The sequence below is a fragment of the Terrabacter sp. FW104-15G4B genome (assembly GCF_058790095.1).
The window spans coordinates 1-13,489 of sequence record NZ_JBYTCI010000029.1 but is presented as its reverse complement, the minus strand read 5'-3'; the positions used below and the strand labels follow the sequence as shown (position 1 = coordinate 13,489).

The window sequence follows — 13,489 nt, the reverse complement described above, 5'->3', positions numbered from 1 at the left end:
GGTTGGCGGCGCTCATCGCTTGACCACCAGGATCGTGGCCGGGTGGCCGTCGCCGACGACCACCTCGGTGGGGCTGCCGGGCAGCCCGTCCGGCAGCGTGTGGTCGAGTCCTGCCGCGGCGAACTGCGTCGCGAGGGTCTCGCCGACGATGAGGTCGCGGTGGGTCACGGTGGCCTCGAAGACCTCGGCCCCGCCCTGGACCGTCAGGCTGATGCGGTCGCTGACGTGCAGGCCGGTGTCGCGCCGGGCCTGCTGGACCGCACGGACGAGGTCGCGGGCCAGGCCCTCCGAGGCGAGCTCGGGGGTGACGGTCGTGTCGAGCACGACGAAGCCGCCGGACGGCAGCATCGCCGTGGCTCCGGAGGTGGCGCCGTCGCCGGCCACCACGGTCTCGAGGGCGTACTCCCCCTCGACGAGGGCCAGGCCGCCCGCCGTCACAGTGCCCTCGGCGTCGACGGACCAGTCACCCGACTTGCTGCCCTTGATGGCGCGCTGGACGTCCTTGCCGAGGCGCGGACCGGCGGCTCGCGCGTTGACGGTCAGGCGCTGGGTGACACCGAAGTCGGCCTCGCTCGCGGTGGCGACGTCGACGAGGGTCAGCGCCTTGACGTTGAGCTCATCCTGGATGATCGCCCGGAAGGGCTCGAGGCCGGCAGGGTCGGGAGCCACGACGGTCAGCTCGGCCAGGGGCAGGCGCGCGCGCAGCCCGCGGGCCTTGCGCAGGCTCGAGCCCGTGGAGCAGATCTCGCGGGCGCGGTCCATCGCCACGACGAGCTCGTGGTCGGCAGGGAGGTCGTCGACCGTGGGGTAGTCGGCCAGGTGCACCGAGCGGCCGCCGGTCAGGCCGCGCCAGATCTCCTCGGTGACGAGCGGCAGCAGCGGCGCCGTGGCACGGGTGACCGTCTCGAGCGCCGTCCACAAGGTGTCGAAGGCCGCGAGCGACTCGTCGGTCTCGCCGCCCCAGAACCGGTCGCGCGAGCGGCGGATGTACCAGTTGGTCAGCACGTCGAGGAAGCCACGCATCGTGTCGCACGCAGCGGCGATCTCGTATGCGTCGAGCTGCTCGGTCATGTCGCCGACGAACTCGCGCAGCTTGGCGAGCAGGTAGCGGTCGAGCACGTCCGTCGACGCCGTCGAGCGCTTCGCCTCGTAGCCCTCACCACCGCGGGCGGTGTTGGCGTAGAGCGCGAAGAACGACCAGGCGTTCCACAGCGGGATCATCACCTGGCGCACCCCGTCGCGGATGCCCTGCTCCGTCACGACGAGGTTGCCGCCGCGCAGGATCGGGCTGCTCATCAGGAACCACCGCATGGCGTCGGCGCCGTCGCGGTCGAAGACCTCCCGGACGTCGGGGTAGTTGCGCAGCGACTTGCTCATCTTCTGGCCGTCGGAGCCCAGCACGATGCCGTGGCTGACGCACGTCTTGAAGGCGGGCCGGTCGAAGAGGGCCGTGGCGAGGATGTGCAGCGTGTAGAACCAGCCGCGCGTCTGGCCGATGTACTCGACGATGAAGTCGCCCGGGAAGTGGTGCTCGAACCACTCGGCGTTCTCGAAGGGGTAGTGCACCTGCGCGAAGCTCATCGAGCCCGAGTCGAACCAGACGTCGAGCACGTCCTCGACGCGGCGCATCGTCGACCGGCCCGTGGGGTCGTCGGGGTTCGGACGGGTGAGGCTGTCGATGAAGGGAAGGTGCAGGTCGGTGACCGTGACGCCGAAGTCGTGCTCGAGCTCCTCGAACGAGCCGTAGACGTCGACCCGCGGGAACTCCGGGTTGTCGGACTTCCACACCGGGATCGGGCTGCCCCAGAAGCGGTTTCGTGAGATCGACCAGTCACGGGCGTTGGCCAGCCACTTGCCGAACTGGCCGTCCCTGATGTGCGAGGGCGTCCACTCGATCTGCTGGTTGAGCTCGAGCATCCGCTCCTTGATCTTGGTGACCTCGACGAACCACGACGAGACCGCCATGTAGATGAGCGGCTCGCGGCAGCGCCAGCAGTGCGGGTAGCTGTGGTCGTAGGTCTCGCGGCGCAGCAGCACCGTGCCGGGGGTGACGGAGCCCGTCTCGCCCTCACCGCGGGTGGCCGCCTTGAGGTGGTCGATGATGTGCGCGTTCGCGTCGAACACGTGCATGCCCTCGTAGTCGGTGACCGGCCAGAGGAAGCGGCCGTCGGGGCCGACGGGGATGACCGGCTCGATGCCGGCCGCGTCGGTGACGATCTTGTCCTCCTCACCGAACGCGCCTGCGGTGTGGACGAGCCCGGTGCCGTCCTCGGTGGTGACGAACTCGGCGGGGAAGACGCGGTGCGCGCGCTCGTGACCGACGTAGTAGGAGAAGGGCGGCGTGAAGGATCGGCCCACGAGGTCGCTGCCCTTGAGGCGCGCGACGACCCGCTCGTCGAGGCCGGCCGGGTCGACGTCGGGACCCAAGAGGTCCTTGGCGTAGGCCGCGAGGCGTGCCGCACCGATGACGTAGCGCTCCGTCGTGCCGGTGGCGTCGGACTCGACGACGACGTAGTCGATGTCCGGGCCGACCATGATGCCGAGGTTGGCCGGCAGGGTCCACGGCGTCGTCGTCCAGACGAGGGCGAGCTCGCCGGTCTCGAGGCGCAGGCCGATCGTGACGGCCGGGTCCTGGCGCATCTTGTAGACGTCGTCGTCCATGCGCAGCTCGTGGTTGGACAGCGGCGTCTGGTCGTTCCAGCAGTAGGGCAGCACGCGGAAGCCCTCGTAGACCAGGCCCTTGTCGTGCAGCTGCTTGAACGCCCAGATGACCGACTCCATGTAGTCGGGCTCGAGCGTCTTGTAGTCGTGGTCGAAGTCCACCCAGCGAGCCTGGCGGGTGACGTAGTCGCGCCACTCGCCCGTGTACTTCAGCACCGAGCTGCGACAGGCGTCGTTGAAGCGGTCGATGCCGAGCTCGACGATGTCCTGCTTGGTCTTGAGGCCGAGCTGGCGCTGCGCCTCGAGCTCGGCGGGCAGACCGTGGGTGTCCCAGCCGAAGCGCCGCTCGACGCGCTTGCCGCGCATCGTCTGGTAGCGCGGGACGATGTCCTTGACGTAGCCGGTGAGCAGGTGGCCGTAGTGGGGCAGGCCGTTGGCGAAGGGCGGCCCGTCGTAGAAGACGAACTCGTTGTCACCGTCGGTGCCGGGGTCGCGGCCCTCGACCGACGCGAGAAAGGTGCCGTCCTCGTCCCAGTACTTCAGGACCCGCTGCTCGATCTCGGGGAAGCGTGGCTTGGACGGGACACCGCCGCCGGCCGAGGGCTGGCCGGCGTCGTCGTTCGTGGTGACCTTGGGGTAGGTCATGCTCGTGGTCTCCTGCGTTGGCGTCGGTCGGTCGCTCTGCCACGAGGACGACGTCTCCTGACGGAGGCTGCCGCGGTACCACCCCGCTTGCCGCACGCGCCCAACCACCGGGCAGACCGCATACGACCGCTCTTGTCGAAGGCTGTGACGGGCCCACCCGTCCGGGTCTAGTGGGAGCTTGCGCCCTGTTCTTCCGGAGGCTCGCCGCTGATGACGGCTCGAACGCCTGTGCCGGTCAGTCTAGCCTGATGGCGTGCCTGGACTGCCCGAGCGGATCGCCCGACGTGAGGTCACCGACGCCGACGTGCGCCGGTCGTATGCGGTGGACGCCACGGTCACCCTCGCTCCTCCCCCCGACGACTTCACGGTGGTCCGCGCTCGCGACGTCGACGACGTCGTGGCGGTACTCGAGCACGCGGCGGCCACCAGGACGCCCGTCGTCCCGCAGGGGGCGCGGACGTCGCGGTCCGGCGGCGCCGTCGCCTCCGACCGGTGCATCGTGCTCAACGTCGAGGCGCTCGACGCGATCCACGACATCGACGAGCTGGAGGGGTATGCCGTCGTCGGCCCCGGCGTCGTCAACGCGGACCTCAAGCGCGCGGCCGCGGCAGCGGGCCTCTTCTACGGGCCCGACCCGGCGTCGTGGGAGACGTGCACGATCGGCGGCAACGTCGCGACGAACGCCGGCGGCCTCTGCTGCGTGAAGTACGGCGTCACCTCCGACTGGGTCAAGGCGCTGCAGGTCGTCCTGCCCGGCGGCGAGGTCATGCGCACCGGACATCGGACGGCCAAGGGGGTCGCCGGCTACGACCTCACCGGCCTCTTCGTCGGCTCGGAGGGCACGCTCGGCGTCGTGACGGAGGCGGTGGTACGACTGGAGCCGGCTCCGGACCCAGCCCTGACGGCCCTGGCGGTCTTCGACTCGCTCGACGCCGCCGTCGCGGGAATCGTCGCGCTGCGTCGGGACCGGCACCGCCCCTGCCTGCTGGAGATCATCGATCGCTCGAGCGTGCGCGCCATCCAGTCGTTCGGCGACTTCGGCTTCCCCGACGACTGCGCCGCCGTGCTGCTCGTCCAGTCCGACCGCCCTGGACACGTTGCCGACGACCTCGCCAGGTATGCCGGCCTGCTGGGCGACGCGGGCGCCGTCGAGGTGGCGGTCGCCGACGATGCCCAGGAGTCGGAGGCACTGCTGGCCGGGCGGCGTGTCATGAGCACGGCCTTCGAGGCGATGGGCGGCCGGCTCGCCGAGGACGTGTGCGTGCCGGTGGGGCGGCTCGCCGAGTTCGTGCGAGGCATCGAGGCGATCGGGCATCAACGGTCGGTCCTCATCCCGGTCAGTGGCCACGCCGGCGACGGCAACCTCCACCCGTCGATCGTCTACGCCTACGACGACCCCGAAAGTCTCGCGCGGGCGTGGGAGGCCTTCGACGACGTCATCCGGCTCGGCCTCTCGCTCGGCGGCACGATCAGCGGCGAGCACGGCATCGGGTCGGTCAAGGTGCCGTGGCTGGGGCTGGAGCTCGGTGGCGCGGAGCTGGCCCGCCAGCGCCGGCTCAAGGCCGTCTTCGACCCGCTGGGGATCATGAACCCGGGCAAGGTCTTCGCCGCAGGCTAGACCGCGCCCCGGCCCTCGGCGGGCGTTTGGCAGGATGGCGGCATGACCGAAGTGGAGACGACGGGTGCGTGGCTGAGCCGCGAGGACCTCGACAACGCCCGTGACCGACTGCCGATCCTCTACGTCCACGCGATCCCGGTCCGCGTCGACGACCGCGGCGTCGTCACCCACGTGGGCCTGCTGCTGCGCGCCGACAGCGACGGGGGCATCGGCCAGGAGGTCGTCGGCGGCCGCGTGCTCTACCACGAGCGCGTGCGCGACGCCCTGGTGCGGCACGTCGAGAGCGACCTCGGGCCGATGGCGCTCCCCCGGATCCCGCTGTCCCCGCAGCCGTTCACGGTCGCCGAGTTCTTCCCGACACCCGGCGTCACGCCGTTCCACGACCCGCGGCAGCACGCCGTCTCGCTGGCCTTCGTCGTCCCGGTCATGGGCGACTGCCGCCCGCAGCAGGACGCCCTCGACCTGTCGTGGGTCACCCCCGAGGAAGCCGCCTCGCTCGCTGCGCGCGGCGAGATGCCCGGCTCCCACGGGGTCCTCGTACGCGCGGCGCTCGCCCACGTCGGCTTCCCCGTCTGAGCGGCCCGGACGCAGCCGGCCCCCGGCGCAGCCGGGGTGCGCGGCGTCCGGGGATCAGTGCTGGTGCTCGAGGAGGTCCTGACGACCGGAGCCGAGGACAGTGAGCGGCAGCAGGGTCTTGCCGGTCGGGCCGATCTCTATCTCCGTGCCCATCTGAGGACACACGCCGCAGTCGAAGCAGGGCGTCCAGCGGCAGTCGTCGACCTCGGTCTCGTCGAGGGCGTCCTGCCAGTCCTCCCAGAGCCAGTCCTTGTCGAGGCCGGAGTCGAGGTGGTCCCAGGGCAGGACCTCGGACTGGCCGCGCTCACGCGTGGTGTACCAGGCGAGGTCGACCGGCAGGTCGGCGAGCGCCTCGTCGGCGCACCGCGTCCACCGCTCGTAGGAGAAGTGCTCGCTCCACCCGTCGAAGCGACCGCCGTCGCGCCAGACTGCCTCGATGACGCGTCCCACGCGGCGGTCACCGCGCGAGAGCAGTCCCTCGATGATGCCCGGCTGGCCGTCGTGGTAGCGGAACCCGATGGACGACCCGTAGCGCTTGTCGGCGCGGATCGCGTCGCGCAGCTTCGCCAGGCGTGCGTCGGTCTCCTCGACGCCGAGCTGCGAGGCCCACTGGAACGGCGTGTGCGGCTTGGGCACGAAACCACCGATCGAGACGGTGCAGCGGATGTCGCGGCGGCCCGAGACCTGACGACCCGTCTCGATGACCCGCTTGGCGAGCTCGGCGATCTGGAGCACGTCCTCGTCGGTCTCGGTGGGTAGGCCGCACATGAAGTAGAGCTTCACCTGCCGCCAGCCGGCGCCGTAGGCCGCGGCGACGGTGTTGATGAGGTCCTCCTCGGACACCATCTTGTTGATCACCCTGCGCATGCGCTCCGACCCGCCCTCGGGGGCGAACGTCAGGCCCGAGCGGCGACCGTTGCGGGTCAGCTCGTTGGCGAGGTCGATGTTGAACGCGTCGACACGGGTCGAGGGCAGCGAGAGCCCCGTCTGGGTGCCCTCGTAGCGGTCGGCGAGGCCCTTGGTGAGGTCGGCGATCTCGGAGTGGTCGGCCGAGCTCAGGGAGAGCAGGCCCACCTCCTCGAAGCCCGTCGCGGCGAGCCCGCGCTCGACCATCTCGCCGATGCCGGTGATCGACCGCTCGCGCACGGGGCGCGTGATCATGCCGGCCTGGCAGAAGCGGCAGCCGCGCGTGCAGCCGCGGAAGATCTCGACCGACATGCGTTCGTGCACCGACTCGGCGAGCGGCACGAGCGGCTGCTTCGGGTAGGGCCACGCGTCGAGGTCCATGACGGTGTGCTTGGCCACGCGCCACGGCACGCCGTGGGCGTCTGCGGCCGGAGCGACGCGCTGGATGCGCCCGTCGGGCAGGTAGGAGACGTCGTAGAAGGCCGGGACGTAGACGCCACCGGTGCGGGCGAGGCGCAGGAGCACCTCCCGGCGGCCGCCGGGGCGGCCCTGCGCCTTCCACTCCCCCACGATGTCGGTGACCGTGAGCACGGCCTGCTCGCCGTCGCCGACGATGGCGGCGTCGAGGAACGAGGCGATCGGTTCGGGGTTGAAGGCGGCGTGACCGCCCGCGATGACGATCGGGTCGTCGACGTCGCGGTCGCCCGCGTGCAGCGGGATGCCGGCGAGGTCGAGCGCGGTCAGCATGTTGGTGTAGCCGAGCTCGGTGGAGAAGCTGAGGCCGAAGAGGTCGAAGTCGCGCACCGAGCGGTGGCCGTCGACGGTGAACTGCGGCAGGCCCGCCTCCCGCAGCTGTGCCTCCATGTCGGGCCACACGGCATACGTGCGCTCGGCGAGGGCGTCGGCACGTTCGTTGAGGACCTCGTAGAGGATCATGACGCCCTGGTTGGGGACGCCGACCTCGTATGCGTCGGGGTACATCAGCGCCCAACGCGTGGTCAGCTCCTCGCCGCCGGGGCCGTGCCCACCGACGTGCCAGTCCTTGACCGTGGAGTTGAGCTCGCCGCCGACGTACTGGATGGGCTTGTTGACCTTCTCCAGGAGGGGCTCGAGGGCGTTGAACAGTGACTCTCCGGGCATCCCGCCATGGTACGTGACGATCGACGGAGCACTTGGTCCCCAGACGCCGTCGTGACGGCGGACGAAGTGCTTCTCCGATCAGCTGCCGTCGTACATGGCGTCGAGCTCGGCCCGGTGCTTCTCGGTGACCGCCTTGCGGCGCAGCTTCATGCTCGGCGTGAGGTCGCCCTCCTCGATCGTGAGGTCCTTGTCGAGGATGGTGAACTTCTTGATCGTCTCCCAGCGATTGAGGCCTGCGTTGAGCCCGTCGACGTAGCCCTGCACGAGCGCGTGCGCCTGCCCCGAGGTGACCACCTCGGAGTAGGGCCGGCCCGCCAGCCCGGCGGTCGGGGCCCACGCGGCCACGGCGTCGGGGTCGAGGGTGACCAGCGCCGTCGCGTAGTTGTGCCCGGCGCCGTGCACGAGGAACTGGCTGACGAAGGGGCACAGCCCCTTGAACCGGGCCTCGATCTCCGCCGGCGCGATGTACTTGCCGCCGGAGGTCTTGAAGACGTCCTTCTTGCGGTCGGTGACGTAGAGGAAGCCGCGTTCGTCGATGCGGCCGATGTCGCCGGTGTGGAACCAGCCGTCCTCGGTCAGCACCTCGGCGGTCGCCTCGGGGTTGTTGTGGTAGCCGCGCATGACGCCGGGGCCCCTGACGAGGATCTCGCCGTCATCCTCGGCGATCCGGACCTCGGTGCCCGGGAGCGGCCAGCCGACGGAGCCGTACTGGTACGAGCCGTGGTCGGGTGCGTTGACCGTGGTGCCCGAGGAGGTCTCGGTGAGTCCGTAGCCCTCCTGCACGAGCAGGCCCACCGACCCGAACCAGCGGGCGACGTCGGCGTTGAGCGGCGCGGAGCCGCTGATCATGAAGCGGACCCGGCCGCCGAAGCGCTCCTGGACCTTGTGCAGGACCAGCTTGGTGGCGAGCCCGTGCCGGCGCTTGAGCCCCGCGGAGGGCTCCTGGCCCCGGGCCAGCACATCGCGCATCTCGCCGCCGACCGTGAGGGCCCAGTCGATCAGCCTCTTCTTGACGCCCTTCTCCCCCGCGAACATCAGCGCGATGCGGCCGTGCGCCTTCTCGAAGATCCGCGGTGGCCCGGCCATGAAGGTCGGCTGCACCACGGCCATGTTGTCGACGATCTTCTCGACGCGGCCGTCCACCGCGGTCGGGAAGCCGATCTGCAGCCCCGTGGCGAGCAGCATCTTGCCGAAGACGTGCGAGAGCGGCAGCCACAGGAACTGGAGGTCGTCCTTGGTGAAGGTGCCCAGGGCGTCGATCACGGCCCCCTCGTAGACGACGCTGTCATGGACGAGGCGCACGCCCTTGGGGCGCCCGGTCGTGCCGGACGTGTAGATGACCACGGCGAGGGACTCCGGGGTGAGCTGGTCGATGCGCGAGTCGACGAGGTCGGGGGTCGCGGCCAGCCACTCCCGGCCGCGCTCGGCAAGCTCGTCGGTGGTGATGACCCAGCCGTCCTCGCTGCCCGGCCCCGTCAGCGCGACGACCTGGCGCACACCGGGCACCTCGGAGCGGACGTGCTGCAGCTTGGCGACCTGCTCCTCGTTCTCGGCGAAGACGATGGCGCTGCCGGAGTCGGTCAGGATGTAGGCGACGTCCTCGGCAATCGTCGTCGGGTAGACGGTCGTCGTCGCTCCGCCCGCGCAGATGACGGCGAGGTCGGCGAGGATCCACTCGACCCGCGTGGTCGAGGCGATCGCCACCCGGTCCTCGAGCTGCACGCCCAAGCTGATCAGCCCGGCGGCCCACTGCTCGACGATGTCGTACGTCTGCCGCCACGTCAGCGTCGTCAGCTCGGTCCCGCCGTCGCCGAAGTAGAGGTAGGCCGGGGCGTCGGGGGTGGCCCGGACCCGGCCGCGGAAGAGGGCGCCGACGCTGGGCGCACGTCCGTCGAGGACGTTGCGGTCGACCTGCCGGTCGGCCAGTGCCTGAAGGGGCATGTTGACTCCTTTGTCACTGCGGCTGCGCGTCATCGGCGTCTGCGGCGGCCGCCATGCCGGGATGATGTCAACAATCGGCGCCGCAGTCACGTGTCGGCGCTCCGCCCACATCGAAACGTGACCGTAGGGCCACCGCCTCGCCACGGCCGCCCCCAGCGCCACCACCGCCGTCAACGGCGCACCGGCCGCACCGCACGGACCGTCCGGCGCCGCTCCCGGCGGCTCGACGTCGCGGCCACGTTGCCGACGAGGCCGAGGGCGAGCCACGACGCGATGAGCGAGGACCCGCCGCTCGACACGAACGGCAGGGGCAGACCGGTCACCGGCATCAGGCCCAGGTTCATCCCGATGTTCTCGAAGGCCTGCACACCGAACCACACGGCGACCCCGACGGCGACGAGGCGCCCGAACGCGTCGGCGCGCCTCGCTACGACGACGCAGCGCACGACGAGAAACGCCAGGAGCAGGACCACACCTGCCGCACCAAGGAAGCCGAGCTCCTCGCCCGCCACCGAGAAGACGAAGTCGGTCTCCTGGAAGGGGATGAACCCGCCTTGGGTCTGGCGCCCCTCGAACAGGCCCTGGCCGCCGAGACCACCTGAACCGATGGCAATGCGCACCTGGCGGGTCTGGTAGCCGATGCCCTGGGGGTCGAGCGACGGGTCGAGGAAGGCCCGCAGCCGGTTGCGCTGGTAGGCCGACAGCGCGGGGGTGAGAAAAGCGGCCACGACGGCGCCCGCGTCGACGACCAGGACGGCGAGGGTCCAGGATGCCGGCGCGCCGGCAGCGGCGATGACGACGACCGACATCGCCAGGAGCACGACGGCCGAGCCGAGGTCGGGCTGTGCCAGGACGAGCAGGACGGGAATGCCGGCCACCACCCACGCGAGCGCGACGTCCCGGTGGCGCTGTCTCAGCCCCCGTTCCGACCGCTCGGCGAGCAGCATGGCGAGGCCGACGACGAGGGCGACCTTCATCAGCTCCGACGGCTGCAGCGTCATCCCCCCGGGCAGGCGGATCCACGACCGTGAGCCGTTGACGGTGGTCCCCAGCGGCGAGACGACGGCCGCGAGACCCAGCAGGCCGACCACGTAGACGACGGGAGCCGCCGCACGCACCGACCGCACGTCCAACCGCGTCAGCGCGGCCGCCCCACCGACGCCGACCGCAAGCGCCACCAGCTGCTTGAGCGCCGCAGCTCCCCCGACCGAGGAGCGGGTGGCCGACCAGACCAGCACGACGCCCACCAGCGACAGGCCGACGGCGCCGATGAGCAGGCCGACGTCGACCTGCAGCCACGACCGTCCCGAGGGGACCATCCGCCGCACGCCATGCGGCATACGCGCCCCAGGGCGCGGCGCCGCGGGCCCGGTCACCGGCCTCGCTACGACGGGACGATCGCCGAGAGGATCGCGCGACACCGTGCCACGTCCTGGGCCATCTGCTCGACGAGCGCGTCGATGGAGTCGAACCTCAGCGTGGGGCGCAGGTGGGAGACGAAGTCGACGACCACCCGCTCGCCGTAGAGGTCGAGGTCGGTGCGGTCGAGGACGTAGGCCTCGACGCGCCGCTGGTGGCCGTCGAACGTCGGGTTGGTCCCGACCGACACGGCCGCCGGGAGCGTGCGGTCCGGGGCGGTGGGGTCCAGGTCGAGGCGGACGAGCCACCCGGCATACACCCCGTCCGCGGGCACCAGGCCCTCGTGGTCCTGCGAGAGGTTGGCCGTCGGGTAGCCGAGCTCGCGGCCGCGGTGGTCGCCGTGCACGACGGTGCCGGTGACGCGGTGCGGACGGCCGAGGATCTGGGCGGCGTGCTCGACGTTGCCGGCCAGCAGCTCGCCACGCAGCTGGGTCGAGCTCCAGCGCGCACCCTCGCCGATGTCCTCCAGGGCGACGACCTCGAAGCCGTGGGCCGACCCCAGCTCGCGGAGGGTGTCGACGTCACCGGAGTTCCGCACCCCGAAGCGGGTGTCCTTGCCGACCACGACCGCACACGCCCCCAGGGCGTCGACGAAGGTGCTGCGCACGAACTCCTCGGGCGTCTGCTCCGCGAACTCTCGCGTGAACTCGATGACGAACACGGCGGCCAGGCCCACCGACTCGAGGGCGTCGAGGCGCTGCTCGAGCGACATGACGGCCGCCGGCGCGCGCTCGGGGTAGAGCACCGCGATCGGGTGCGGCTCGAACGTGACGGCCACGGGCATCGCGTGGCGGGCGCCGGCCTCGCGCACGACGCGCGTCAGCACCTCACGGTGACCGCGGTGCACCCCGTCGAAGTTGCCGAGGGTCACGACGGTGGGCCCGAGGTCGACCGGGATGTCGTCGAGTCCGTACCAGCGCTGCACGGCGCCCACTGTAGTGGCCGGTCCGACGCGCGACTGCGCGGGCACGCCCTCAGGCCCCAGCGCCGGACGCGGCGAAGACCACCTTGGCGCGCGCCGTGGCGCGGGTCTCGTCGAGGACGGCGACGAGTCGCCCGCCCGGGTCGATCGCCGCCACCGCAGGCGCACCGGCGACCGCGCTCGGGATCCGCTGGCCGTAGCCGAGCGCCACCGCCTCCTCGGCCGAGACGGCGTGCACCGGCAGCTGCGCACGGGCCGCCTCCGAGATCGGGAGCAGGGGTATGCCGTCCGGCCCGTCGACCTCCGACCTGGCCGCCAGCTCGTCGAGCGAGACGGCGACGTCGAGCCCGAAGCGGCCCACCCGTGTGCGCCGCAGGACGGTCAGGTGCCCACCGACGCCGAGGGCGGCGCCGAGGTCCCGGGCGAGCGCCCGCACGTAGGTGCCCGATGACACCTCGACCTCGACGTCGACGTCGACGACGTCGAACTCCGGCCCCACCTCGACTGCGGCCCTGCCCGGACGCACCGCGAGGACGTCGAACCGGCTCACGGTCACCGGGCGGGCCGGCAGCTCGACCGTGTCCCCGTCACGCACGCGTGTGTAGCTGCGCACGCCCTTGATCTTGATCGCACTGACCGCACTCGGCACCTGCTGGATGTCCCCGGTCAGGGCCGCCACGGCGCCGGGCAGGGCGGCCTCGAGCGCCGGAACGTCCCCGACGCCCAGCGCCTCGGTCGCCTCTCCCTCGGCGTCGTCGGTGACGGTCGCCATCCCGAGACGGATCGTCGCCGCATACGCCTTGTCGCAACCGACGAGGAAGGTCAGCAGCTTGGTGCCGCGGTCGACGCCGAGCACGAGCACGCCCGTGGCCATCGGGTCGAGCGCGCCGGCATGCCCCACGCGGCGGGTGCCGCAGAGGCGCCGGGCTCGCGCGACGACGTCGTGACTGGTCCACCCGGCCGGCTTGTCGACGACGAGCAGACCCGAGCGGTCGGTCATCGGGCTTCGACGTCCGCGTCCACCTCGGCGTCCACGGTGTCGTCGGCGTCGGCGTCGCTGTCGGACTGGCTCCGGTCGACCGGCTTCTTGTACGGGTCGGGGTCGCCGGCCGGCTTCGCGTTCGCGGCAGCGCGCGCGAGCTCCTCGTCGCGGGCCCGGGTCTGGGCCACGAGGTCCTCGAGGTGGGCGGCACCCTCTGGCAGGGCGTCGGCGATGAACTCGACCGATGGCGTCAGGCGGATGCCGATGCCCTTGCCGACCGCCGAGCGGATGCGGCCCTTGTTCGCCTCGAGAACGTCGGCCGTGGCCTGACGCTCCTCGGTGCTGCCGAAGACGGTGTAGAAGACCGACGCGTGCTGGAGGTCGCCCGTGACCCGGGCGTCGGTGATGGTGACGAAGCCGAGGCGTTCGTCCTTGAGCCGGAACTCGAGGTACTCGGCGACGATGACCTTGATCCGGTCGGCTATCTTGCGGGCGCGGGCGGGGTCAGCCATGGCTACCTCTGCTTTCGTGGAACGTGCGGTCGGACCTACCCGATCCGGGCCGACGCAAGCCGACACGGGAGGGACTGGCCGACGTATGCCGACGTGGTGAACACCCTAGTAGCGAGCCCGGGCTCCCGCGCATTCCACCCCGGGGCCGTCCGCGGGTCGGGTGGGAC

Annotated in this window: 9 protein-coding genes; 2 read left to right on the top strand and 7 right to left on the bottom strand. The window is 71.4% G+C overall.

Annotated features, from left to right (window positions below):
• Positions 1-12: 12 nt before the first annotated feature.
• Complete coding sequence (ileS, locus tag AC3WRT_RS17430) at positions 13-3,306, bottom strand: isoleucine--tRNA ligase (RefSeq protein WP_492724167.1); 3,294 nt, start codon at positions 3,304-3,306, stop codon at positions 13-15.
• A gap of 253 nt (positions 3,307-3,559) precedes the next feature.
• Here ileS and AC3WRT_RS17425 point away from each other — a divergent pair, with 253 nt between their 5' ends.
• Both AC3WRT_RS17425 and AC3WRT_RS17420 read left to right on the top strand, forming a co-directional pair.
• Positions 3,560-4,924: an FAD-binding oxidoreductase gene (locus tag AC3WRT_RS17425; RefSeq protein WP_492724165.1), complete on the top strand. Its 1,365-nt coding sequence runs from the start codon at positions 3,560-3,562 to the stop codon at positions 4,922-4,924.
• A gap of 42 nt (positions 4,925-4,966) precedes the next feature.
• Positions 4,967-5,500, top strand: coding sequence for an NUDIX hydrolase family protein (locus AC3WRT_RS17420; protein WP_492724164.1), 534 nt, complete (start codon positions 4,967-4,969; stop codon positions 5,498-5,500).
• Between the two features lie 54 nt (positions 5,501-5,554).
• On the opposite strand, the gene AC3WRT_RS17415 is transcribed toward AC3WRT_RS17420, so the two are convergent.
• From AC3WRT_RS17415 to rbfA, 6 genes are all read right to left on the bottom strand, one after another.
• Positions 5,555-7,546, bottom strand: coding sequence for a TIGR03960 family B12-binding radical SAM protein (locus AC3WRT_RS17415; protein ID WP_492724162.1), 1,992 nt, complete (start codon positions 7,544-7,546; stop codon positions 5,555-5,557).
• A gap of 78 nt (positions 7,547-7,624) precedes the next feature.
• Complete coding sequence (locus AC3WRT_RS17410; protein ID WP_492724160.1) at positions 7,625-9,487, bottom strand: AMP-dependent synthetase/ligase; 1,863 nt, start codon at positions 9,485-9,487, stop codon at positions 7,625-7,627.
• Between the two features lie 170 nt (positions 9,488-9,657).
• Positions 9,658-10,806, bottom strand: a complete 1,149-nt coding sequence (rodA, locus tag AC3WRT_RS17405) for a rod shape-determining protein RodA (protein WP_492724158.1) — start codon at positions 10,804-10,806, stop codon at positions 9,658-9,660.
• 65 nt (positions 10,807-10,871) lie between these two features.
• Entirely contained in the window at positions 10,872-11,831 is a 960-nt protein-coding gene (locus tag AC3WRT_RS17400) for a bifunctional riboflavin kinase/FAD synthetase (protein ID WP_492724157.1), read from the bottom strand.
• Positions 11,832-11,880: 49 nt separating this feature from the next.
• Positions 11,881-12,828, bottom strand: coding sequence for a tRNA pseudouridine(55) synthase TruB (gene truB / locus AC3WRT_RS17395; protein ID WP_492724155.1), 948 nt, complete (start codon positions 12,826-12,828; stop codon positions 11,881-11,883).
• The gene (gene rbfA / locus AC3WRT_RS17390; protein ID WP_492724153.1) at positions 12,825-13,322 is read right to left on the bottom strand and encodes a 30S ribosome-binding factor RbfA; all 498 of its coding nucleotides are present in this window, start codon (positions 13,320-13,322) and stop codon (positions 12,825-12,827) included. The genes truB and rbfA overlap by 4 nt, the downstream gene beginning before the upstream one ends.
• Between the last annotated feature and the right edge of the window lie 167 nt (positions 13,323-13,489).